Raw genomic sequence first — 21,831 nt, forward strand, 5'->3', positions numbered from 1 at the left:
ACATATAGACAACTTCCTTTTAACAAAATAGCTGAGTACGAATGATGCCATCATGGTTCAGGCAGTCTGTTTTCTTAATTCCGTTAGTCTTTATCTCTGCAGTAATTAGCGATCAAGCCCGTGCTCAGGCGCCGGTCGAGTACGTTGAAGCTAAAAAGCAGCCGATAATTAATAGCGTTGACTTACCGACCACCCTATCCGCTTTGAATAACTCTCAACTCAGTTTTGCTGTCGAAGGAAAGTTATTGAGCCTGAACAAGGATATAGGTGACAGAGTGAGCAAAGGAGATTTGCTTGCACGGTTAGACGCGCGTCAAATTAATTCGACTATAGAATCTTTACAGGCTCAGGTCGACAGCGCTAAAGCCAGTCTTGCCGACGAAAAACAGCAGCTAAGTGAACTGGAAGAGTTAGCTGAAACCGATTTTGTTCCCACTAGCGATTTAAGGCGCTCACGTACCCGGGTTCAGGTTGCACAGGCACAGCTTGCAGAAACAAAAGCATTGCTAAACGAAACCGAAGTTAATCAAAATTATCATCAACTTACAGCACCTTTCGACGGCGTTATTGCTAGTCGCACTGCGGATTTAGGCGAATGGCTAAGTGCCGATCAGATCGTTTTTCAGTTGGTCGGCAGTGACAATCAGCATGCTGATGTGTTTCTTTCGCAGTCTTACTATTCCTCGATAAACTCTGATACTCAAGCATCGCTTAGCTACAAAGATACAACTATTGATGCTCGTTTAAGTCGCATAGTGCCTTTTGTGGATGGAAATGATCGTTCTTTTCAGGTTCGCCTGACTGGGGATTACCCGGAGAACTGGGTTGTCGGAATACCTCTGAGTGCCTCGTTTGAGATTGATACCGGACGAATTCAGACTTCAGTACCTCAGGATGCGGTTGTTCGCTACAGTGATGGCAGAACCTCTGTCTGGATAGCGGTGAACGAAAATGGTGAATGGCAAGCTAAGGAACTGTCCGTTGAGCTCGGCTTACGCTTTAATGGCTATGTCGAGGTGGAAAGCGGTGTAAGTGAAGGCGAGAGAGTCATAGTACGCGGTAATGAAGCTCTAACTGATGGTCAGGCACTAAAGCTTACGGAGTCTGCTGACTATGATTGAAGCCGTAATAAAGCATAAACATGTCACCATCGTCGCCATTTTAATACTTTGTTTACTGGGCATAACGGCAGCATTACGTATTCCGGTACAAATGATACCTGATTTAGAAGTCAGAACGATTTCTGTACAGACTCAATGGCCGGGTGCCACACCGCAGGATATCGAAAAAGAGATACTAATTGAACAGGAAGAGTTTCTTCGCACTGTCCCCAACTTACAACGTATGGAAAGCAGTGCCAGTAATGGCGAAGCAAGCATAGAACTGGACTTTCCTTTCGGGGTTGATGTTACCGAAACATTAATTCTGGTTAACAATGCGTTAAGTCAGGTTCCGGATTACCCCGAGAATGTCGATGAGCCTCGAATTTTCTCTGCGTCTTTTTCAAGTAATGCTTTCATGTACTTTCGCGTCGCTCCTATTGAGGATAATCCGAAGAATATCGATATGGTTATGATGCGAGATTACATTGAGGATAATGTACGACCGCGAATGTCATCGGTTGCAGGAGTGTCTCAGGTAAACGTTAGCGGCGGTGCACAAAGACAAGTTCGTATTCTGATGGATAAAGATGCACTGATTCAGTACAACGTATCGGTTGCTGACGTAAGAACATCAATAAGCGGGCGTAACAGAGATACCTCAGCAGGAGAGCTTGAACAAGGAAAACGCCGTTTCTTGCTGCGCACTGTCGGTCGTTTTGATTCGCTTGAGGAAATAGAAAATACCATTATTCGCAGAACCGGTGACAGTCTGGTTCGATTAAAAGATGTCGCCGATATCGACTTTAATCACTTTGAACTGAACAGTGAGTCCTGGTTTAAAGGCCAGCAGGTGCTAAGCCTTCAGGTTCAGCGTGAGCTGGGTTCTAATGTCATTGACATAAAATACGCCATGCTGGACGAAGTTGAGCGCATTAACGAGGAGTTGCTGCGCCCGGCCGGTATGGAAATTACACTAAACTCTGATGATGTTCGTTATGTGGAAAGCTCGGTTCAGAATGTTTTAGTGAATTTACTGTTAGGCGCCCTGTTTGCAACTCTGGTTATGTATGGTTTGATGCGTTCCGCTCGAGCCACTTTAATTGCGGTTATCGGCATTCCAATTTGTACTCTGGCCGGATTTCTGGGGCTGTTGCTGCTGGACAGAACCATCAACGTCATTTCATTAGCTGGTATTGCATTCGCTATTGGCATGACGCTGGACAACACCATTGTCGTGTTAGAAAGTATTGAGCTGGAACGACAAAAAGGGCTAAACCCTAAAGACGCTGCGGTTGAAGGGGTAAAACGAGTCTGGACCGCGGTGCTCACCTCTACCCTGACAACTGTCATGGTCTTCCTTCCAATTCTCTTTATTGTTCAGGAAGCCGGACAATTGTACTCCGATATCGCTATTGCTATTTCGGCATCGATTATCGCTTCCATGTTTGTTTCTGTGACCTTAGTACCTTTACTCGCGGCTTACTTTCCTGCAGAGGCAAAAACAAAAGTAACAGACAAACTGACCAACCGAATTGAAGCCGTCACTAGCCGGCTTTTGCGTTCCAAAAAGTCAAAACTAAGTACCGTTGGAGTCACTTTTCTCGCAGTGGTAGCTATTTGGTGGTTTCTAATGCCTCCTGCAGAATATTTGCCTGAGGGGGAAGAAGCTAAAACTTTTGCCACTATGAGCGCCCCACCCGGCTATAACTTGCAAACTATGTCTGCGATTGGAGACGAAATACGTGACATTTTCGACCCGGCATTAACGACGGAAGATAATGAGGTTACTCGCTCGGGAGTCACTATTCCTGCGCTAAAAACAATGAGCTTAAGCGTCGCTCCGTCGAATATTCGAATTATTGCCGAAACCCGGGATAAAAGCCGGATTGATGAGCTTATGGAAGTCATTACCGAAGTTTATGAACGCTACCCCGGCATGCGGGCCTTTGCAGCTAAAGGCTCCATTATCAGCAGCAATGATGGTGGTACCCGTAGCATTAATGTCGATGTTGGTGGACGAGAGCTCAACGAAGTTTATGCGGCCGCACGAGCCATTTATGATCGCTCGCAAGAGGTTTTTGATGACCCCAGAATTCAATCCACACCGAACTCTCTTACTCTCGCTCAGCCTTTATTAGAGGTACGTCCTGACTGGGAACGGATGAGTGAATTAGGTCTGGATGCGGACAGTTTTGGTTATGCTGTTTCTGCATTAACTGACGGCGCCTTTGTCGGTGAGTATTTTCAGGGTGACGATAAAATTGATATGTACCTGTATAGCAATAAAGGCACAGAAGTGACACCGGAGATGCTGGATGACTTACCACTACTTAATGTCAATGGTCGGCCTGTAGTACTGAATGCTATAAGCGATGTACGCGAGATTGTTGATACCAGTACCGTGCGCCGGGTCGATAGTCGCCGTACAGTAACCTTAAACATTATACCTCCGGAGTCAGTTGCACTTGAATCTGGAGTTGAAATAGTTCGTTCAGACGTTTTGCAGCACTTACGGAAACAAGGTGTTATAGCTGCTGATATTTCGACTCAGTTATCCGGTGCCGCTGACCAACTAGCAGAAACCCAGGCCGCACTAAGTGAAAACTACGTTATTTCCATCGCTATTATTTACCTGTTGATGGTCGCAATTTTTGCGCACTGGGGATATCCGTTACTGATAATGGCAACCATACCAATGGGGATAAGTGCAGGTATTGCCGGGTTAGCTCTTATGAACGGTGTCGGTCAGCTTTTACCCGCTGTCGGGCTTCAGCCGCTGAGTCAGCCTTTCGACATGATCACCATCCTTGGCTTTCTTATTCTTATGGGAACAGTCATTAATAACCCCATTCTGGTGGTTGAGCGGGCTATTTATCTTCGTGATAAAGAGAACTACTCACTTAAAGAGGCGGTTCAGGAAGGTTTGCTGTCGCGCGTCCGCCCGATAACCATTACAACCTTAACCACGCTATGCGGTATCGTGCCTCTGGTTTTTATGCCCGGAGCCGGCACGGAATTGTACCGGGGCGTTGGGGCTATTGTGATGTTTGGCTTAATCGGTGCAGCATTAGTTACCGTGTTTACTTTGCCAGCTTTGTCAGCGTTGGTACTTAAAGGAAGAAAGATCAACTCCTAGAAAAATAAGCATTATTAAGCTACTTTTCTGCTGTAAAGATTTTGTAAGCTGCCGATAGCCTATTACGAAAGCTTTCCGACGGTTGAATAAGGAATATTAATGAAAATCGTACAGCAGTTAAGTATCACACAGAGACTTATAGCATTGTTGGGCATCGCCGCTCTGGGCACCGCCCTGATGGTAGCCTTTATGATGTTCTTACTGAATAACCTGTTGGTTAAGGAAGAAAAACGTAAGCTCGATTCCGTTCTTGATACTGCTCACAGTGTGGTCAGTCATTACCACCAGCAATACCAGGATGGTAATTTGACCGAGGAAGAAGCAAAAGCTAAAGCTTACACCAGCCTTGACGGAATTCGATACGAAGGCAGCGAGTACATTTTTACACTTAATCGTGATGGAATTCTGGTTCAGCATCCTTTTACTAAACAGTTAGTTGGTAAGGATGTCATGAGTTATGAGGACCCTGAAGGAACTCGTCTTTTCCAGGAGATGGTTCGCAAAGCACGTTCGGCCAACGAAGCCACAGTAGAATACGTTTGGCAAAAAGGTAGTGACGCCAATAATCTCGTCGCGAAAGTCAGCCGGATACGCGTTTTTGAACCATGGAATATTATCCTTGGCACAGGACAGTACAGCGACAATATTACCGCTATTCTATGGCAGGAGTTTTTTAAGTTAGCTGGTTTAGCCGTTGTTTTATCCGTCCCCCTACTTTTGTTATTTGTTGTCATCATACGCAGTATCACCAGCCCTTTAAAAACCATTAATAGTGCTATGTTTGATATCGCCGAAGGCGAAGGAGACCTGACTAGACGATTGAATGAATCGGGGTCTGATGAGCTTGCGCGACTAGCAAAATCATTCAACACCTTTGTTCACAAAATTCAGCAACTTGTTCAAAGTGTTCAGGAAAGTGCAAGGAATGAGAGCGAAGCTGCAAGTCAATTGACTGAATTATCAGGTACCAGCAGCCGTCAAAGTGATGAGCTTAGCTCACAAACAAGTTCTGTGGCGACAGCCATTACCGAATTGTCTTCCTCAGCTTCAGAGGTTGCTGATCACGCCCGTCAGGCGGCCGACTCGGCTAATACGGCAGACGAAGAAGCTGGACGCTCAGCTATTATCGTACGAGAATCTGTTAATAACATCGAAGCACTGACTTCTGAGCTGGGTAAAGCAGGCGAAAAAGCCCGCTTACTGCAAAACGGCTCTGACAAAATAGGAAACATACTCGGCGTCATTGTTGCTATAGCAGAACAAACCAACTTACTGGCGTTAAATGCGGCTATTGAGGCTGCTCGCGCTGGCGATGCCGGACGAGGGTTTGCGGTCGTTGCCGATGAAGTTCGAACGCTGGCAACCAGAACTCAGCATTCAACGGATGAAATTTCTTCAATTGTGGAAAGTATCCAGGGTGCGATTAAAGATGTGAGCCAGATCATCAGCGATGTTGAACGTCGCTCGTCCTCTACAAACGAGGAGGCTCTGAAAGCCGAGCAAGCGATAAGTCAGATTCAGGAAGCCGTTGCGAATATATCGAGCATGAATATACAAATTGCTTCTGCGACCGACGAGCAGAGTCGGGTAACTAAAGATCTGAACGAGAATATCACTGGCATTTCCGACCTTTCTCAAGCCAATCAGGACGCTAATACACGCGTTGCTGAAGTCAGTCGGGATTTGAGTAAAAACAGTATTGATTTGAGTCAACTTGTCAGTCGGTTTAAGACAAAATAACCTTAAAAATACAGGGGATACTGGTAATCTCCCCTGTACCTTTCAACTCACAAGACGTAAAATAAATGCACTTTTACATGGATTGTGTCTGTCTGGTAAAAGTCACCTTTTTCCTGATTTTACATCACTGCGGATTTAAAAGATGAGTCAAACAATTCCACAACAACCGATCGAATATAATATGAAAGTCGTCCGGCAGTTTACTGTCATGACGATTATTTGGGGTATCGTCGGTATGTCTGTAGGCGTATTGATAGCTGCCCAGCTTGTCTGGCCAGAGCTTAACTTCAATACTCCCTGGCTAACCTACTCCCGTCTTCGCCCGCTACATACAAACGCTGTTATTTTCGCGTTTGGTACCAGCGCTCTTTTTGCCACTTCTTACTATGTTGTTCAGAAAACGTGTAGAGTGAGCTTGTTCTCAGACAAGTTGGCAGCTTTCACTTTCTGGGGGTGGCAGGCCGTTATAGTCGCAGCCGTTATCACTCTGCCTATGGGTCTTACCAGTACGAAAGAATACGCTGAACTTGAGTGGCCTATCGACATTTTAATTACAGTCGTCTGGGTTGCTTACTTAATCGTCTTCTTCGGCACGCTGGCTATTCGTAAAACATCGCACATTTATGTGGCTAACTGGTTCTACGGTGGTTTCATTATCGTTATCGCCATGCTGCACATTGTGAACAGTTTTGCTTTACCAGTGTCGTTTATGAAGTCTTATTCAATCTATTCAGGTGCTGTCGATGCCATGGTTCAATGGTGGTACGGGCATAACGCGGTAGGTTTCCTACTGACCGCTGGCTTCCTGGGTATGATGTATTACTTTGTACCGAAGCAAGCTGAGCGCCCTGTTTACTCTTACCGCTTGTCGGTTGTTCACTTCTGGGCACTTATTTCCTTATACATATGGGCCGGACCTCACCACTTACACTATACCGCGTTACCAGACTGGACTCAGTCGGTCGGTATGGTCATGTCTGTTATCCTGTTCGTGCCTTCATGGGGCGGCATGATTAACGGTATCATGACCTTATCTGGTGCATGGCATAAGCTGCGAACCGACCCAATTCTGCGTTTCTTAATTGTTTCTCTGTCATTCTACGGCATGTCGACTTTCGAAGGCCCAATGATGGCAATCAAATCAGTGAACGCGCTTTCTCACTACACAGACTGGACTGTGGGTCACGTACACTCGGGTGCTTTAGGCTGGGTGGCAATGATCACTATCGGTTCTATGTACTACCTGGTACCACGCCTGTTTAATCAGAAAGAAATTCACAGCATTAAGCTGGTGAACGTCCATTTCTGGCTACACACTATCGGTGTTGTTTTCTACATCGTATCAATGTGGATTTCAGGTGTAATGCAAGGTCTTATGTGGCGTGCGACAAACTCTGACGGAACCTTAACTTACAGTTTCGTAGAGAGTGTTCAGGCATCATACCCGTTCTGGACAGGCCGCTTTATCGGTGGTGTTTTCATTGTAATCGGTATGTTGCTGATGGCTTATAACTGTTATCAGACAATTCGTGCCGGCCGTCGTGAGACAGCTGCAGGCAACGTCGTACAAACTGCCTGAGGGAGAGAATAATGAGTCGTTTTAAACACGAATTTGTTGAAAAAAACTTAGGTTGGTTGTCAATTTTAATGATCATTGCGGTTTCTATCGGTGGGTTAGTAGAAATTACTCCCCTGCTGTTTCAAAACCAAACCAATGAACCCATAAAAGGTTTGCAGCCATACACCGCGTTAGAGCTGGAAGGTCGCGATATTTATATGCGTGAAGGTTGTAACAACTGCCACAGCCAGATGATTCGTCCTTTCCGTGCAGAAACGGAACGTTACGGACATTATTCATTAGCTGGTGAACACGTTTGGGAATTCCCTCACCTTTGGGGTTCTAAGCGCACAGGCCCTGATTTAGCACGTGTGGGTGACCGTTACAGTGATGAATGGCATCACGTTCATTTAATGAACCCTCGTAATGTGGTTCCTGAATCTAATATGCCAGCGTTCCCCTGGCTTGCAGAAAACAAGCTAACGGGTAAATACACAGCCAAGAAAATGGAAGTTATGCGGACATTGGGCGTTCCTTACGAAGATGAGGACATAGCCGGTGCAAAAGAAGCCGTTCAGGGTAAAACTGAAATGGAGGCGCTTATCGCTTACTTACAATCGCTTGGCACAACGCTACAGCAGGCTGATAAGTAATGGATTACGGAACTTGGCGCGGCGTGTTCAGCCTGATCATACTGGCAATTTTTATTGCCATTGTGGCCTGGTCGTTCAGCCGCCGGACAAAAAAGCAATTTGATGATGCGGCTAATTCTATATTTGAAGACGAATCATCAATAGATAACAGCGACAAACCGGAGTCGAAGAAAGATGAGTAGCTTCTGGAGTGCATGGATAATTGTTTTAACGCTGGCCACCTTAGTAATATTAATTTGGCTACTGCGCTGTAACATGAAAAATTACACTCACATCGAAGAAGGTCAGGAAATGGACCACGAATTCGATGGGATTGTAGAATTAAACAACCCTCTTCCTAAATGGTGGACCTATTTATTCTGGGCCTGCTTTGTATGGGGCTTTATATATTTAGCTCTATACCCAGGGCTGGGTAATTTCAACGGGTTACTTGGCTGGAAAAGCTCAAACCAGGACGTTCAGTCCTTAGAAGAGTCTCGTCAGGCAATGGAAGAAGCCCATGAAAAAGGGATGCTTGTTGAATATGACCGCGCGGTTCGTGCAGCGGAAGAAAAGTATGGCCCTATCTTTGAAGCATTTGCAGAGCAGCCAATTGAAGAGTTGGCAAAAAATGAAGATGCTTTAGATGTTGGTCAGCGTTTGTTCCTGCAAAACTGTGCTCAGTGTCATGGCTCGAACGCGATGGGCGGTCAAGGCTTCCCTAACCTGACTGACGATGACTGGCTATATGGTGGTAAACCTAGTGATATCAAAACCACTTTGCTTGAAGGACGTCAGGGGAATATGCCGGCGTTTGGTGAGCAGTTCAGCGATAAAGAAATTACTGAACTTGCCAACTATGTCGCCAGTTTAAGCGGTCGTGAACGCGATGCCGATTTAGTCGAAGCAGGCAAAGCAAACTTCGCAGTTTGTAGTGCGTGTCACGGTGCTGATGGTAAAGGTAACCAACAGCTTGGCGCACCAAACTTAACTGACGATGTCTGGCTTTATGGTGGTTCAATTAATAAAATTGAAGAAACCCTTCACCATGGCCGTAGCGGTGTTATGCCCAAATGGAAAAACATTTTAGGTGAAGATAAAATTCACGTTATTTCAGCTTATGTCTACAGCTTATCTAACGACGAATAAAACCTAGTAAACACAGCCCCGCTACGGCGGGGCTTTTTGTATGAGGTCTCACTATGATTCAACCCTGGTATAAGCAGTTCTGGCCATGGTTTCTTATTTCCCTCCCTGTTACTGTGATGATCGTTTGTGGCGTTATCATTTATCTGTCCGTTTCTCAGGGCGGCGTTTCCATGGTCGTTGATGACTACTACAAACGCGGCAAAACCATCAACGCAATTATCGAGCATGTTGAAGAAGCACAACGCCGTAATATCTCTTTTGAGTTTACTGCTGATAAAGGCCTGTTTACTCTTAAATATGCTTCTGGCCAGCCGGAAGAACTGTCTGCTCTACGAGTGTTTTTTATTCACGCTACACAAGATGAAAAAGACTTTACCCGCATGTTGACGGTTGCTTCAGATGGTACCTATCGAGCAGATATTCCTGAAGAGATAGAGGGCAAATGGACCATAACCGTTGAGCCTTTTAATGAAGTCTGGAAAGTAAGCGAAAAATATCAACTACCAAAATCCGAGTTGACTAAACTTCGTCCGTTATTATACGGAGTTTGATTGAATGGAATGTTTTCATTGCCTGCAGCCGGTTCCCAAAGGGGTTAATCTTGCTGTTGAGTACAAAGGTTCTGAGAAACCGGTCTGTTGTGCTGGATGTCAAGCTGTGGCACAAACCATCATTCAGCACAACCTGCACGCTTATTACGAACACAGAGACACATCTCAATTACAGGACTCTCCCGTTCTTCCTGAAGAATTAAATGATTTAAACCTCTACGACAACCCTGACTTACAAAAAGAGTTTGTAAGGCATGAGGGAGCCGACACCGAGCTGGCAACTCTCACCGTAGAGAATATTACCTGTGGCGCCTGTGGCTGGCTAATTGAACGTGAGCTATTGCGCCTTAAAGGTATACAAAAAGCGGTGGTTAATGTTACCAGCCGCCGGGTTCAGGTTAGCTGGTCTCCTGCTCAATTAAAACTAAGCGATATTTTAAGAGTTTTAGCCAATATTGGATACAAGGCTCTGCCATTCCAGCCCAATGAAGCCGAGCAACAATATGCAAGGCAGCGAAAGAGTTATATCCGTCGATTAGGCGTAGCGGGCATTGCTACTATGCAGGTTATGATGATTGCCTTTGGCCTGTATTTCGGCGTTGTCAGCGACTTATCACCTGACTTACAACGCTTTCTCTGGAGCGTCAGTCTGGTTTTCGCGACCCCTGTTATTCTTTATAGCGCACAACCTTTTTATGCAGGTGCCCTAAGAGCTTTACAGGCATCGCGTTTGAACATGGACATTCCCGTCAGTATCGCCTTATTAGGCGCCTACAGTGCCAGTGTGTACGCGACAATAACCAATACGGGTGAGGTTTATTTCGAATCTATATCCATGTTTACTTTCTTCTTGTTGACGGGTCGTTTTTTGGAGTTACTGGCAAAAGAACGAGCATTGAAATTTGCCACTAACCGTCTGACCTTACTGCCTAAGCTGGCTAACCGTGAAACTCCCGAGGGCTATGAATCCGTTGCTATTAAATTGCTGGAAACCGGTGACATTATTCGTGTGAAAGCTGGTGAGACTATTCCTGCAGACGGTGAATTACTGAATAAACAAGCTCAGGTTGATGAAAGCTTGTTGACCGGAGAAAGCCTGCCCAGATCAAAAAAACTTGGAGACGCGGTTATTGCCGGCAGTATTAATCAACACTCTCCAATACGGATAAAAGTAACAGCAACTGCTCAGCAAACAGTTTTGGCCGGCATTATCGCAATGCAGGATTCTGCTTTAGCGGTTAAACCCAAGGCACAGCAAGTTATCGATAAACTGGCGGGTTATTTCATTGCTGCAATTTTAACCGTTGCAGTTATTACCTATTTTAGCTGGTGGTGGATCCAGCCAGATCATGCTTTGTGGGTTACTTTGGCTGTTTTAGTTGCCACCTGCCCTTGCGCTTTGTCTCTTGCGGCACCGACAGCATTAACTGGCATCATTCATCGACTAAACAGAGATGGTATTTTACTAAAAGGCTCGGATGTCCTTGAGTCCGTTAAACAACTGAATAAAGTGTGTCTGGATAAAACCGGTACCCTAACGGAGGGTAAGTTTCGGCTGGTTGAGCGAAATGACTACATAGACTCTAACACCGTTGATGAACTGATTAGCGGCCTGGAGCTTTTTTCCGAACACCCTCTTTCGGTTCCGTTAAGCCAGCTGTCGGACACCCCGGCGTCATTTCAGGATGTCACTAACGAGATGGGTTTTGGCCTGCAAGGAGAATTCAACGGTCAGTCATATCGCGCAGGTAGTGAAACTTACATTCAGCAGTGGCATCCGGAGTTTAAAGCGACTAACAAGCACCAGGTCGTCATTGCCAGTAAAGAACGCATCCTGGCCGAGTTCAGAGTGGAAGATCAAATAAGAGAAGATGCTGCTAAAACCATTAACTGGTTAAAAAACAACGGTTATCAACCCATTATTCTAAGCGGAGATAGTGAATCAAGAGTTCAGTCTCTGGCTCATGAACTGGGTATACCTGAATATCACAGTGCCTTGAAACCAGCAGAAAAGCTTGCTTTTGTCACAGCTCAACAAGAAGCCGGGCATACGGTCTGGATGGTTGGCGATGGCATTAATGACAGCCCGGTTCTGGCAAAAGCCGACCTTTCAATGACGTTTTCTCAAGCATCTGATTTAGCGCAAACGGCAGCCGATGTTGTGTTGATGTCTGAATCCCTGAATCAAATTAAAGTGGTAATAGAAAGCGCTCTCAAAACACGCCAGATTATGAAACAGAATTTCATTTGGGCATTGGTGTATAATGTTTCTGTATTACCTGTAGCTGCTATCGGTATGATTGCTCCCTGGGCAGCAGCACTTGGTATGTCGCTTAGTTCTCTTCTGGTAATAGGAAACTCTCTAAGGTTGTATCGAAAATGAGTGTAATTTACGCATTAATTCCCATCGCTATAATTTTCGTTATTATCGCTGTTGCGGTCTTTTTCTGGGCGGTACGTTCCGACCAGTTTGAGGACATTGAACGTCAGGGACTCAATATTCTGATGGACGACGAAGATAACACCAATAACGCTGATGATGAATCCGATAAATCCAAGCGCTGATTTAGTTACAGCCTTGCTGATGGGGCTGGCCGGTGCCGGGCATTGCTTAATGATGTGCGGGGGCATTGCCAGTGCCATGGGCATTAATACCCGCCCCTACCATGTCTGGCTGTATAACTTAGGCCGGGTTTGTTCTTACATGCTTATTGGAGCTTTGGTCGGGGGAGCTATTGGCTTGTTTGCTCCGGAAGGTGGTTATACAACAATCATTCTTCGCTGGTTAGCTGTTGCTTTTCTCCTCTTGCTCGGACTGTATTTTACCGGATGGTTTTCAGGATTGGTGTATCTGGAAAAGTCAGCACGTCCAATTTGGCAGAAAATACAGCCTCTGGCCGCAAAGCTCAGAAACAAGCCTGGTATTTTTGCCACCTTCTTTGCCGGGGCTTTATGGGGCTGGTTACCCTGCGGCATGGTCTATAGTGCCCTCAGCTGGGCAGCTTTAAGCGGCTCAGCTAGCGGTGGAGCGCTAACCATGGCTGCTTTTGGTCTGGGAACCTTGCCGGCGATGATAGCCGCCGGACATTTCAGTCAATTCCTGCACCGCTTTTTACGCGCCCAGGGCGTGCGTACAGCTATGGGTGTTTTGCTAATAATCTATGCTTTATGGAGCATGTTGACCTTAATCAAACCTTTTTTCTAATAAAGCCTGCAAAGCGTTCTGCTTTCGTCTAATCTTAACAATGAACATAGATTAACTACGAGGTCAGTATGGACGCATTCCGTCATATTTTAGTTGTTATAGACGCTGCAGATGAGCAGCACAAAGCATTAAAACGCGCTTTACATATGGCTAGATTGAGCGATGCCAGATTAACGCTGTTTTTGTCTATTTATGACTTTTCTTACGAAATGACAACCATGCTATCCAGTGAGGAACGCGACGTTATGCGTTCAAATCTTATAGCGGACAGAAGAGCCTGGTTAACCGACGTATTGAGCGAATTTGATACCGATTCGGTTCGCATTGATATTGATGTGGTCTGGCATAACCGACCTTTTGAAGCCATTATTAAAGAAGCAATAAAACACAAGCACGACCTTATAATAAAAGGTACTCAGGTCAGTGCCAGCTTCCAGAATTTAATTTTCACACCAACTGACTGGCACTTGTTACGAAAAGCCCCCTGCCCGGTTTTGCTGGTTAAAGAACATGAGTGGCCAAGCCACGGGCAGATCATTGCTGCCGTTCATACCGGTTCTGAAGAAGAACATCACCAACAGTTAAATAAACGTATTATTGAACACGCGCAGTCCATGAGCAAAGTACTGAATGCAAGTGTGCACCTGGTCAATGCTTACCCCAGCGCTCCGGTTAACGTAGCGGTGGAGATTCCTGAATTTGATGTCAGCGAATACAGCGATGCACTCGAGCAGCACCACGTGAACCGTATGGCCGCGCTGGGACGTGATTACGGCATTTCCAGCCACTACCAGCATTTGTCGCAAGGTTTGCCGGAACAGGTTATTCCCGAAGCAGCAAAACAACTCGATGCGGAATTGGTGGTATTAGGCACCATTGGCCGCACGGGGTTAAGCGCCGCCTTATTAGGTAACACAGCTGAACACGTACTGGACCAGTTAAATTGTGACGTGCTGGCAATTAAACCAGAAGACTTTGTCAGTCCCCTCGCTTGAGTTTAATGCCTCAGGTATAATCCGGCTCCTCAGAACTTCCAGATGACACAGGTTGCAGGAGCCACTATGGCCAGTGAAAATAAATACAGTTTCAACAAGCTACAGAAACGTATTCGTCGCGATGCGGGAAAAGCCATACAAGATTTCGGCATGATTGAAGACGGCGATCATATTATGGTGTGTCTGTCAGGCGGCAAAGACAGTTACACTTTGCTGGACACCCTTCTCTATCTGCAAAAAGTTGCTCCTGTTCGCTTTTCTCTGGTTGCGGTCAACCTGGATCAAAAGCAACCCGGGTTTCCGGAGCATGTGCTTCCGGCCTATCTGGATAAGCTTGGTGTTGACTACAAAATTGTTGAAGAAGACACCTACAGCATCGTAAAAGACAAAATTCCCGAAGGAAAAACAACCTGTTCGTTATGTTCCCGTCTTAGACGAGGCATTTTGTATCGCACAGCGAAAGAGTTAAAAGCGACTAAAATAGCTCTTGGCCATCATCGCGATGACATGATTGAAACCCTTTTTCTGAATATGTTTCACGGTGGCAAGTTAAAGTCTATGCCGCCAAAATTGGCCAGTGACAATGGTGAGCATGTAGTTATTCGCCCTTTGGCTTATGCCCGTGAAAAGGATATAGAACAATACTCAGCTGCAATGGAGTTTCCTATTATCCCTTGTAACTTATGCGGCTCTCAGGAAAACCTGCAAAGAAAACAAATAAAGCAAATGCTTAACGGGTGGGACAAACAATTTCCGGGCAGAATTGAAAGCTTATTTACGGCAATGCAAAACGTTGTACCCTCACATTTGGCCGACAGTGCCCTGTTTGATTTTAAGGCCGTTACCGCAGACGGCGTTGCTGATGAAAATGGCGATAAAGCTTTTGATACTGACAGCTTTACTTCAAACTTTGAAACTGAAGAGAGTCCTGTTTTTGCCAGCAATATTCCCATCAAACATTTGGCCTAAACCAGATACAAAAAGAGGCTCTGAATTGAGCCTCTCTTATGTTTATGCCAATATAATTTCGCTTAAACTTTACTCTGGTTGCGGAACTTCCGGCGTATTCAATTCCTCGCTGACTCGTTTCACAATGGGTCGATTGATACGAATCATCGCGCGGAGTTCATCAATATACTCTTCTCCTCGTTCAGAGTAGCTTGATAAGCCGGTAATTAAATCTCTTGCCAGTATGTCCTCGTTATCCAGGCGTTTTTGCTCTCGCAGCAAACGTAAATCGAGATAAGCGCCATGAGTATTAATATTGCGCATATAGCTTTTTACGGAAGCGTTAACAGAATCAAACTGCGCAACTTCATGGCGCCCATCGTCATCTCTTTGGTTAGGAACTAAGCCGCAACCTTTGGAGTAACACCACTGGCCAAATAAGTTCAGACCTTGACGTGAGAATCTGGAAGTTCCCCAGCCTGACTCATTTGCAGCCTGAACCAGCACCATCATTTCCGGAATAATATCAATACGGCGCTTCAACAAACCAAATAAATTTTCATCAATCGCAATATCGTCTTCCAGTCGATAATACTCTATCCAATCTGCTATTCGTTTTTTATCCGCTTCGGTCAGTTCATTGCTTTTAAATCGTTCGTGAATTGCCTTGAGGTATGCTCTGTCATGCAATATTCGTATATTTTCGGCCTCCACCAAAGGCAGTAAAAAGCGAAAGAATTCTTCTTTCTTTTCTGTAACATCGGTCATCGACATAAAATCTGGTAAGTCTCTTTGAACCGGCACTTCAGGAATTGCCGGTAAATGAGCCGTGACTGACTGTTCAGGTGTTTCTACCTCGGTATCTTTAATAAGCCAGGGTAAAAGTAGTGCCGCTACGCTCAATACAATAAATAGTAATATGGTTAATAATCGCATGTAGTCCTCAAGCCGAAATATTCTCAGACGAACTGTCTTTTTTGGGTTTCTCAATAACTGTTACGCCAATGACTTCTCTATAGACCACTCCAATAAGGTTATAAATCATTGGTAACATCCAGATAAGTCCTAGCCCGAAGGGGATAATGGCCAGAAGTAACAAGCCCGCAAGAATCAAAAATAACAAGATAAATTTAGGCAGCTTGAAATGGATAATTTTTATTGAATAGTACAAGGCGTTTAACGGGCCAACTCCTCGCTCAATAACTAATGGCATGGCGAGTGTCAAAATAACCGTAATATAAAGTTGCGCCAAAATAGAAATATTTGGATGAATCAACCCAAATAATTGACTGGCTACGATGCTTAACAAAGTACTTATTAGAGCGACAGCAATTAAAGGGAACATCACATTGAAACCGTTAAAAACATCTGCGCTTTTTGTGCCAATACCGACGCTGTGCTTGATACCCATTAACATCAAGCCACCTAATAAAGGAGCGCTGATTACAGCTTGTATAATGCTGGAAAAGTACTGAAGTTTTATTGATGTTTGCAGGCTCTCAATCGAAAACACGTTCATCAAAATGAGTACCATTACCACATTAATACCCAATAAAACCAAAAAACCACCAATTAACGGGGTCAAGTTTGATTTGGTAATGTTAAAAGCCTGTTCAAAAACTTGCCGCAACGACAGCTGATAGTTTCCTTTAAGCGATTCAACTAATGAACCACCAATTATTACTTTGTTATCATCCACAGAAATTCCCACACTTTTTTGATCAGTAAGATAAACTAGCGCCCGATATACTAGAGTATCCTCTGGTACGATCCAATTTAAATCGACAGAACAATCTGAGGCAGTCATGAAATCGCAGACAAAACGACCGGCAAACCCCAAGTTGGTTTTACTAAACAAGCCTTACGGCGTTTTATCTCAGTTTACCGGAGAAGAAGGCGACCAGACTTTAAAGCCGTTCATTCCCCATAACGACGTATACCCCGCCGGACGTCTTGATAAAGACAGCGAAGGGTTGTTGTTGCTAACCAATGACGGCGTTTATCAGGCTCGCCTTGCTAACCCTAAGTACAAAGTCTGGAAAACCTATTGGGTGCAGGTAGAGGGTAACCCAAGCGAAGAGCAGTTAGAGCAATTAAGGAACGGTGTCGAGTTAAACGACGGAATGACCCGCCCAGCTGAAGCCTTCGTTATGCCTGAACCAATGAATTTATGGCCACGAAACCCTCCCGTTCGTGAGCGCAAAAGCGTTCCTGACAGCTGGCTTTGCCTTAAAATTCGCGAAGGCAAAAACCGCCAGGTTCGCCGTATGACAGCGCATGTTGGGTTACCTACCCTTCGCCTGATACGGGCCGCTGTGGGTCCTTTTCAGTTAAAAACAATGCAGCCCGGCGAATGGCGTTCAGAACCACCAGTTTGGTAACTTCCTGAGCTACCCTCGTGCGCGCTAAAATGATAGAATGCGCAGCCAATTCAGGAGCTATAGTCAGTTAGGGTCAACCTATGTCAAATGCCAGTAAAAAAGTCATTGTCGGAATGTCCGGGGGCGTCGACTCCTCGGTTTCAGCTTACCTTCTTATGCAACAGGGCTATCAGGTAGAAGGCCTGTTTATGAAGAACTGGGAAGAAGACGATACTGACGAATACTGCGCTGCTTCCGACGATTTAGCTGACGCTGAAAAAGTGTGTGAAACGCTGGGTATTGAGCTGCACACAATCAATTTCGCTGCAGAATATTGGGACAATGTATTCGAGTATTTTCTGGAAGAATACAAGGCGGGTCGCACGCCTAATCCCGATATTATGTGCAACAAAGAGATTAAATTTAAGGCCTTTCTTGAGTTTGCCGCTGAAGCATTAGATGCCGATTATATTGCGACCGGACATTATGTGCGTCGTCAACAGCGTGATGGCAAATGGGAAATGCTGCGCGGCTTAGACAGTAATAAAGATCAAAGCTACTTTTTGTATACCTTGAGCCACGAGCACATTGCACAAACTCTGTTCCCGGTCGGAGAACTGGAGAAACCAGAAGTTCGTCGAATTGCTGAAGAACAAGGTCTGGTAACGGCCGACAAAAAAGACTCAACCGGCATTTGCTTTATTGGCGAGCGCAAGTTTAAGGACTTTTTGCAGCAGTACCTGCCTGCTAAACCCGGGCCCATTGAGTCGGTTGAAGGTGAAGCCTTAGGCGAACACGAAGGCCTGATGTACCACACGTTGGGTCAGCGTAAAGGTCTGCATATAGGTGGCATGGCCGATAATTCTGGCGAACCCTGGTATGTTGTCGACAAAGATGTCGAACGTAACGTTTTAATTGTAGCGCAGGGGAAGAAACATCCGCGTCTATACTCTCAAGGCCTTATTGCCGGACAACTGCACTGGGTTAGTCGAAGCGCCCCATCGGAGGCCTTCGATTGCACGGTGAAAACGCGCTACCGCCAGCAGGACATTCCCTGCCGGGTTACGCCGCTTAGTAACGGTGACTTTCAGGTTCAATTTAAAGAACCGGTCGCAGCAGTTACTCCGGGACAGTCTGCGGTATTCTACAGCGATGATGTTTGTTTAGGTGGCGGCATTATTGAACAACGCATTACAGACTTTGAGGTCAAGCTATGAACGAATGGCAGCAACGGGTAATTGCCTTAGCTGGCATGTCGTTAAGTGCTATGGCTGTGCAGAAGCTGGCTCGCAGCGGAGAGCTTTACCCGGAATCTATTAGCAATACCTTAGTGCACAGCCTTTTACAGCAAAACCCGGACAATATCGAAGATATTTACGGCGGACTGGACAACATTAAACCCGGTATCCAGGCGTTTATTCGCCAGGCCGGCAGCAATAAAAATAAGGACATTGAGGTTACCCGCTATCTGATAGGCCTCATTCATTTATCCAGAAAGCTCTTAAAGCAACCAGATATACTCAATTTACTGGGCGAGCGTATTACCCAGGTAAAACGTCAAAAAGAAGAGTTTGAGTTTGAAAACTACCGCATTCAGCAAAGTTTGGCTGGAATTTATCGCGAACTGATAAGCCCCCTGGGACAACCTATTCGCATTAATGGTAACCCGGAGTTTTTAAAACGGGACTCAAATCAACACCATATTAGAACCCTGCTGCTAGCTGGCATTCGCAGTGCCGTGCTTTGGCAGCAAGTAGGCGGCAAGCGTCGTCATTTCGTGTTTTCTAGAAAGAAAATGTTAGATACAGCGCAGCAACTGCTGCATGTCGCATAACCAGTAACAAGTAACAATTAACGATTTAATTAACCCTCGGAGAGCCAGTTTATGTTGCCCTTTTCCTCCTTGACGGCGGTGTCACCTGTTGACGGACGATACGCCTCAAAAGCAGAAATGTTACGTCCTATTTTTAGTGAGTACGGACTGATTAAATTTCGAGTGACTGTTGAGGTTCGTTGGTTACAATTATTAGCCGACGTTGACGGTATTAAAGAAGTACCTGCGCTAAGTAAAGAAGCAACACAGATACTGAACTCTATTGTTGAGAATTTCTCGGTCGACGACGCTGAACGCATAAAAACTATTGAACGTACCACCAACCACGACGTGAAAGCGGTTGAGTACTTTCTGAAAGAGAAAGTGGCAGATAACGAAGAGCTGAATAAAGTTTCCGAGTTCATTCACTTTGCCTGTACGTCCGAAGACATCAACAACCTTTCTCACGGTTTAATGTTGAACACGGCTCGCGATGAAGTACTACTGCCTATGATGCAGGAGTTGGTCGACCGGGTTAAAGAACTGGCGAAAGAACACAAAACCGTTCCTATGATGGCCCGTACACACGGGCAACCGGCAACGCCAACCACAATGGGCAAAGAATTTGCAAACGTTGCCGTGCGTTTACAACGTCAGCTGGAACAGCTTAAAGCTGTAGACGTTATGGGTAAAATAAATGGTGCTGTCGGTAACTACAACGCGCACCTGGCAGCCTACCCTAACGTGGACTGGCACCACATTTCAGAGCAATTTGTTACTTCATTAGGCTTGAGCTGGAACGCTTACACAACGCAAATTGAGCCGCATGACTATGTTGCTGAATACTTTGATGCATTAGCTCGTTTTAATACCGTACTCATTGATTTTGATCGTGACGTATGGGGCTATATTGCATTGAACCACTTCAAACAGCGTACTGTTGAAGGCGAAGTTGGCTCATCAACCATGCCTCATAAAGTAAACCCTATCGACTTTGAAAACTCAGAAGGTAACCTGGGTATTGCAAACGCTGTTATGCAGCATTTAGCTCAGAAACTGCCTATTTCACGCTGGCAGCGCGACCTGACTGACTCAACCGTTTTACGTAATTTAGGCGTGGGTGTTGCCCATACTGTTATCGCATTCCAGGCTACCTTAAAAGGTTTGAGTAAACTGGAAGTTAACGAAGCCCGTTTAGCGGCTGAGCTGGATGAAAACTGGGAGCTGATGGCTGAACCAGTACAAACCGTTATGCGCCGCTACGGTGTTGAAAAGCCATACGAGAAGCTAAAGACCCTAACTCGTGGTAAGCGCATTACCAGCGATGATCTGGCGAAATTTATTGACTCTTTAGACGTGCCCGATGCCGCTAAAGACGAAATGAAAGCACTGACTCCGGCAAATTATATTGGCCGCGCCACTCAGTTTGTTGATGATCTCCTATGAAATTAGTGTTTGATAAAGACGATTTTTTAACGAACTACTGGCAGAAAAAGCCTTGTCTTATTCGACAGGGCTTTGCCGATTTTACCGACCCTGTCAGCCCTGAAATTCTGGCTGGACTGGCGATGGAAGAAGGCGCTGACTCGCGAGTTATTGAGTCAAAGGCAGACACGGAATCGGGTTGGCTAGTGACTCATGGCCCATTTGAGGACTACGAAAAGTTCGGAGAAACTGACTGGACTTTGCTGGTGCAGTCAGTAAACGAATGGCTACCAGACGTAGGTGAATTGATAACCCCTTTCCGCTTTCTGCCCGACTGGCGCATTGATGACGTAATGGTCAGTTTTTCCTGCGAAAATGGCGGTGTTGGCCCTCACCTGGATCAGTACGATGTTTTTATTATTCAGGGCGCAGGCTCCCGGCATTGGCGGGTGGGTGAAAAACAAGCAATGCAGGAATATCAGCCCGCGGAAGACCTCTGCCAGATAAAGGGCGAATTTAACGCTGTTATTAATGAGCACCTGACTGCTGGTGACGTTTTGTATATTCCAGCTGGCTGTCCTCATGACGGTATCTCGCTGGAACCGTCTTTAAACTACTCTGTTGGTTTTCGTGCTCCATCGAAAGCCGAGCTACTGCTGCAGTTAGGTGATATTGCGATGCAACAGGAGTCATTGCAGGAGCGTTATCAAGACCCGGCTCTAAGCAGCGAAGACGTTTCATGGGTTATTGAAAAAACGCAGCTAAGTGCATTAAAGCAGTTTTTAAAAGACGCTTTAGAAAGCGATGAAACCGGCGCATTATTAGCAAAAATCATCTCCCAGTCTAAACGCCCTCTTCCCGAGCCAGAGCTGCCAACCACCGCTGAGCAAATTCCGACTCTGCTCGCGCAGCAAAATGCATTTATAGAAAAGACCTCGGGCGCACGTTTCTTAAAACTCAGCGACACGCAGTTTTACGGTAATGGCGAAGCCTTTCACGTTATACAAGAGGCTTTACCTACCGCGGAATGGCTGGCGCAACTGCAAGGTTCTGAGGCTACTGAAGAATTAGCTAAATTGGCAAAATCTGTTGCCGGGTGCGAGCTAATTGCCGAAACAATTAACCAGGGAATCATCTACTTATACATTGACGAATCCTGAGTGATTCTGTGTAAACAAGAGTTGATAAACGCCCGTTTAAATACCTAAATTTATTC

General features: G+C 45.5%; 20 protein-coding genes. 18 read left to right on the forward strand and 2 right to left on the reverse strand.

Features of this window, described 5'->3' with window-relative positions; all coding sequences use genetic code 11:
• The first annotated feature begins 41 nt into the window (after positions 1-41).
• From DET62_RS04475 to ttcA, 13 genes are all read left to right on the forward strand, one after another.
• A complete protein-coding gene (locus DET62_RS04475; RefSeq protein ID WP_110013123.1) occupies positions 42-1,121 on the forward strand; it encodes an efflux RND transporter periplasmic adaptor subunit in 1,080 nt (359 codons plus the stop codon).
• Positions 1,114-4,239, forward strand: coding sequence for an efflux RND transporter permease subunit (locus tag DET62_RS04480; RefSeq protein ID WP_110013124.1), 3,126 nt, complete (start codon positions 1,114-1,116; stop codon positions 4,237-4,239). Before DET62_RS04475 ends, DET62_RS04480 begins: the two co-directional genes overlap by 8 nt.
• 99 nt (positions 4,240-4,338) lie before the next feature.
• Positions 4,339-5,979 (forward strand): methyl-accepting chemotaxis protein, encoded by a 1,641-nt coding sequence (locus DET62_RS04485; protein ID WP_110013125.1) that lies wholly within the window; start codon positions 4,339-4,341, stop codon positions 5,977-5,979.
• A gap of 142 nt (positions 5,980-6,121) precedes the next feature.
• Positions 6,122-7,558, forward strand: coding sequence for a cytochrome-c oxidase, cbb3-type subunit I (gene ccoN / locus DET62_RS04490; RefSeq protein WP_011234543.1), 1,437 nt, complete (start codon positions 6,122-6,124; stop codon positions 7,556-7,558).
• Between the two features lie 11 nt (positions 7,559-7,569).
• Positions 7,570-8,190 carry a cytochrome-c oxidase, cbb3-type subunit II gene (ccoO, locus tag DET62_RS04495; RefSeq protein WP_110013126.1) on the forward strand — a complete coding sequence of 207 codons (621 nt, stop codon included), beginning with the start codon at positions 7,570-7,572 and terminating at the stop codon, positions 8,188-8,190.
• Positions 8,190-8,372, forward strand: coding sequence for a cbb3-type cytochrome c oxidase subunit 3 (locus DET62_RS04500; RefSeq protein WP_110013127.1), 183 nt, complete (start codon positions 8,190-8,192; stop codon positions 8,370-8,372). The genes ccoO and DET62_RS04500 overlap by 1 nt, the downstream gene beginning before the upstream one ends.
• A complete protein-coding gene (ccoP, locus tag DET62_RS04505) occupies positions 8,365-9,318 on the forward strand; it encodes a cytochrome-c oxidase, cbb3-type subunit III (RefSeq protein WP_110013128.1) in 954 nt (317 codons plus the stop codon). The genes DET62_RS04500 and ccoP overlap by 8 nt, the downstream gene beginning before the upstream one ends.
• A gap of 53 nt (positions 9,319-9,371) precedes the next feature.
• Positions 9,372-9,869, forward strand: a complete 498-nt coding sequence (locus DET62_RS04510; RefSeq protein WP_011234547.1) for a FixH family protein — start codon at positions 9,372-9,374, stop codon at positions 9,867-9,869.
• 4 nt (positions 9,870-9,873) lie between these two features.
• Complete coding sequence (locus DET62_RS04515; RefSeq protein ID WP_110013129.1) at positions 9,874-12,252, forward strand: heavy metal translocating P-type ATPase metal-binding domain-containing protein; 2,379 nt, start codon at positions 9,874-9,876, stop codon at positions 12,250-12,252.
• On the forward strand, positions 12,249-12,434 hold the full coding sequence (ccoS, locus tag DET62_RS04520) for a cbb3-type cytochrome oxidase assembly protein CcoS (RefSeq protein ID WP_011234549.1): 186 nt from the start codon (positions 12,249-12,251) through the stop codon (positions 12,432-12,434). The genes DET62_RS04515 and ccoS overlap by 4 nt, the downstream gene beginning before the upstream one ends.
• A complete protein-coding gene (locus tag DET62_RS04525) occupies positions 12,406-13,074 on the forward strand; it encodes a sulfite exporter TauE/SafE family protein (RefSeq protein WP_228757929.1) in 669 nt (222 codons plus the stop codon). Before ccoS ends, DET62_RS04525 begins: the two co-directional genes overlap by 29 nt.
• A 68-nt stretch (positions 13,075-13,142) precedes the next feature.
• A complete protein-coding gene (gene uspE / locus DET62_RS04530) occupies positions 13,143-14,069 on the forward strand; it encodes a universal stress protein UspE (RefSeq protein WP_011234551.1) in 927 nt (308 codons plus the stop codon).
• A gap of 66 nt (positions 14,070-14,135) precedes the next feature.
• Positions 14,136-15,038: a tRNA 2-thiocytidine(32) synthetase TtcA gene (gene ttcA, locus DET62_RS04535; protein ID WP_110013130.1), complete on the forward strand. Its 903-nt coding sequence runs from the start codon at positions 14,136-14,138 to the stop codon at positions 15,036-15,038.
• 69 nt (positions 15,039-15,107) lie between these two features.
• Here the strand turns inward: ttcA and DET62_RS04540 are convergent, their stop codons facing one another.
• Both DET62_RS04540 and DET62_RS04545 read right to left on the reverse strand, forming a co-directional pair.
• Entirely contained in the window at positions 15,108-15,953 is an 846-nt protein-coding gene (locus DET62_RS04540; protein ID WP_011234553.1) for a glucosaminidase domain-containing protein, read from the reverse strand.
• 7 nt (positions 15,954-15,960) lie between these two features.
• Complete coding sequence (locus DET62_RS04545) at positions 15,961-16,716, reverse strand: hypothetical protein (RefSeq protein WP_110013131.1); 756 nt, start codon at positions 16,714-16,716, stop codon at positions 15,961-15,963.
• Positions 16,717-16,822: 106 nt separating this feature from the next.
• On the opposite strand from DET62_RS04545, the gene DET62_RS04550 reads away from it, so the two are divergent.
• From DET62_RS04550 to DET62_RS04570, 5 genes are all read left to right on the forward strand, one after another.
• Positions 16,823-17,398, forward strand: coding sequence for a pseudouridine synthase (locus DET62_RS04550; protein ID WP_110013132.1), 576 nt, complete (start codon positions 16,823-16,825; stop codon positions 17,396-17,398).
• Between the two features lie 80 nt (positions 17,399-17,478).
• Positions 17,479-18,594 (forward strand): tRNA 2-thiouridine(34) synthase MnmA, encoded by a 1,116-nt coding sequence (gene mnmA, locus DET62_RS04555; protein WP_110013133.1) that lies wholly within the window; start codon positions 17,479-17,481, stop codon positions 18,592-18,594.
• On the forward strand, positions 18,591-19,211 hold the full coding sequence (hflD, locus tag DET62_RS04560) for a high frequency lysogenization protein HflD (protein ID WP_110013134.1): 621 nt from the start codon (positions 18,591-18,593) through the stop codon (positions 19,209-19,211). The genes mnmA and hflD overlap by 4 nt, the downstream gene beginning before the upstream one ends.
• Before the next feature lie 54 nt (positions 19,212-19,265).
• The gene (purB, locus tag DET62_RS04565) at positions 19,266-20,636 is read left to right on the forward strand and encodes an adenylosuccinate lyase (RefSeq protein WP_016341327.1); all 1,371 of its coding nucleotides are present in this window, start codon (positions 19,266-19,268) and stop codon (positions 20,634-20,636) included.
• On the forward strand, positions 20,633-21,775 hold the full coding sequence (locus DET62_RS04570) for a cupin domain-containing protein (RefSeq protein WP_110013135.1): 1,143 nt from the start codon (positions 20,633-20,635) through the stop codon (positions 21,773-21,775). Before purB ends, DET62_RS04570 begins: the two co-directional genes overlap by 4 nt.
• Positions 21,776-21,831: the final 56 nt, after the last annotated feature.

The sequence above is a fragment of the Idiomarina sp. H2 genome, assembly GCF_004364275.1.
Lineage (GTDB): Bacteria > Pseudomonadota > Gammaproteobacteria > Enterobacterales > Alteromonadaceae > Idiomarina > Idiomarina loihiensis.

Bases quoted from the DNA above. Each gene is read 5' to 3' on its own strand.
- ccoS (WP_011234549.1), top strand. From the start codon at position 12,249: ATGAGTGTAATTTACGCATTAATTCCCATCGCTATAATTTTCGTTATT.
- DET62_RS04510 (WP_011234547.1), top strand. From the start codon at position 9,372: ATGATTCAACCCTGGTATAAGCAGTTCTGGCCATGGTTTCTTATTTCC.
- hflD (WP_110013134.1), top strand. From the start codon at position 18,591: ATGAACGAATGGCAGCAACGGGTAATTGCCTTAGCTGGCATGTCGTTA.
- DET62_RS04550 (WP_110013132.1), top strand. From the start codon at position 16,823: ATGAAATCGCAGACAAAACGACCGGCAAACCCCAAGTTGGTTTTACTA.
- ccoO (WP_110013126.1), top strand. From the start codon at position 7,570: ATGAGTCGTTTTAAACACGAATTTGTTGAAAAAAACTTAGGTTGGTTG.
- ccoP (WP_110013128.1), top strand. From the start codon at position 8,365: ATGAGTAGCTTCTGGAGTGCATGGATAATTGTTTTAACGCTGGCCACC.
- mnmA (WP_110013133.1), top strand. From the start codon at position 17,479: ATGTCAAATGCCAGTAAAAAAGTCATTGTCGGAATGTCCGGGGGCGTC.
- DET62_RS04525 (WP_228757929.1), top strand. From the start codon at position 12,406: ATGATGAATCCGATAAATCCAAGCGCTGATTTAGTTACAGCCTTGCTG.
- uspE (WP_011234551.1), top strand. From the start codon at position 13,143: ATGGACGCATTCCGTCATATTTTAGTTGTTATAGACGCTGCAGATGAG.
- DET62_RS04480 (WP_110013124.1), top strand. From the start codon at position 1,114: ATGATTGAAGCCGTAATAAAGCATAAACATGTCACCATCGTCGCCATT.
- DET62_RS04515 (WP_110013129.1), top strand. From the start codon at position 9,874: ATGGAATGTTTTCATTGCCTGCAGCCGGTTCCCAAAGGGGTTAATCTT.
- DET62_RS04475 (WP_110013123.1), top strand. From the start codon at position 42: ATGATGCCATCATGGTTCAGGCAGTCTGTTTTCTTAATTCCGTTAGTC.
- DET62_RS04500 (WP_110013127.1), top strand. From the start codon at position 8,190: ATGGATTACGGAACTTGGCGCGGCGTGTTCAGCCTGATCATACTGGCA.
- DET62_RS04485 (WP_110013125.1), top strand. From the start codon at position 4,339: ATGAAAATCGTACAGCAGTTAAGTATCACACAGAGACTTATAGCATTG.
- DET62_RS04540 (WP_011234553.1), bottom strand. From the start codon at position 15,953: ATGCGATTATTAACCATATTACTATTTATTGTATTGAGCGTAGCGGCA.
- ttcA (WP_110013130.1), top strand. From the start codon at position 14,136: ATGGCCAGTGAAAATAAATACAGTTTCAACAAGCTACAGAAACGTATT.
- DET62_RS04570 (WP_110013135.1), top strand. From the start codon at position 20,633: ATGAAATTAGTGTTTGATAAAGACGATTTTTTAACGAACTACTGGCAG.
- ccoN (WP_011234543.1), top strand. From the start codon at position 6,122: ATGAGTCAAACAATTCCACAACAACCGATCGAATATAATATGAAAGTC.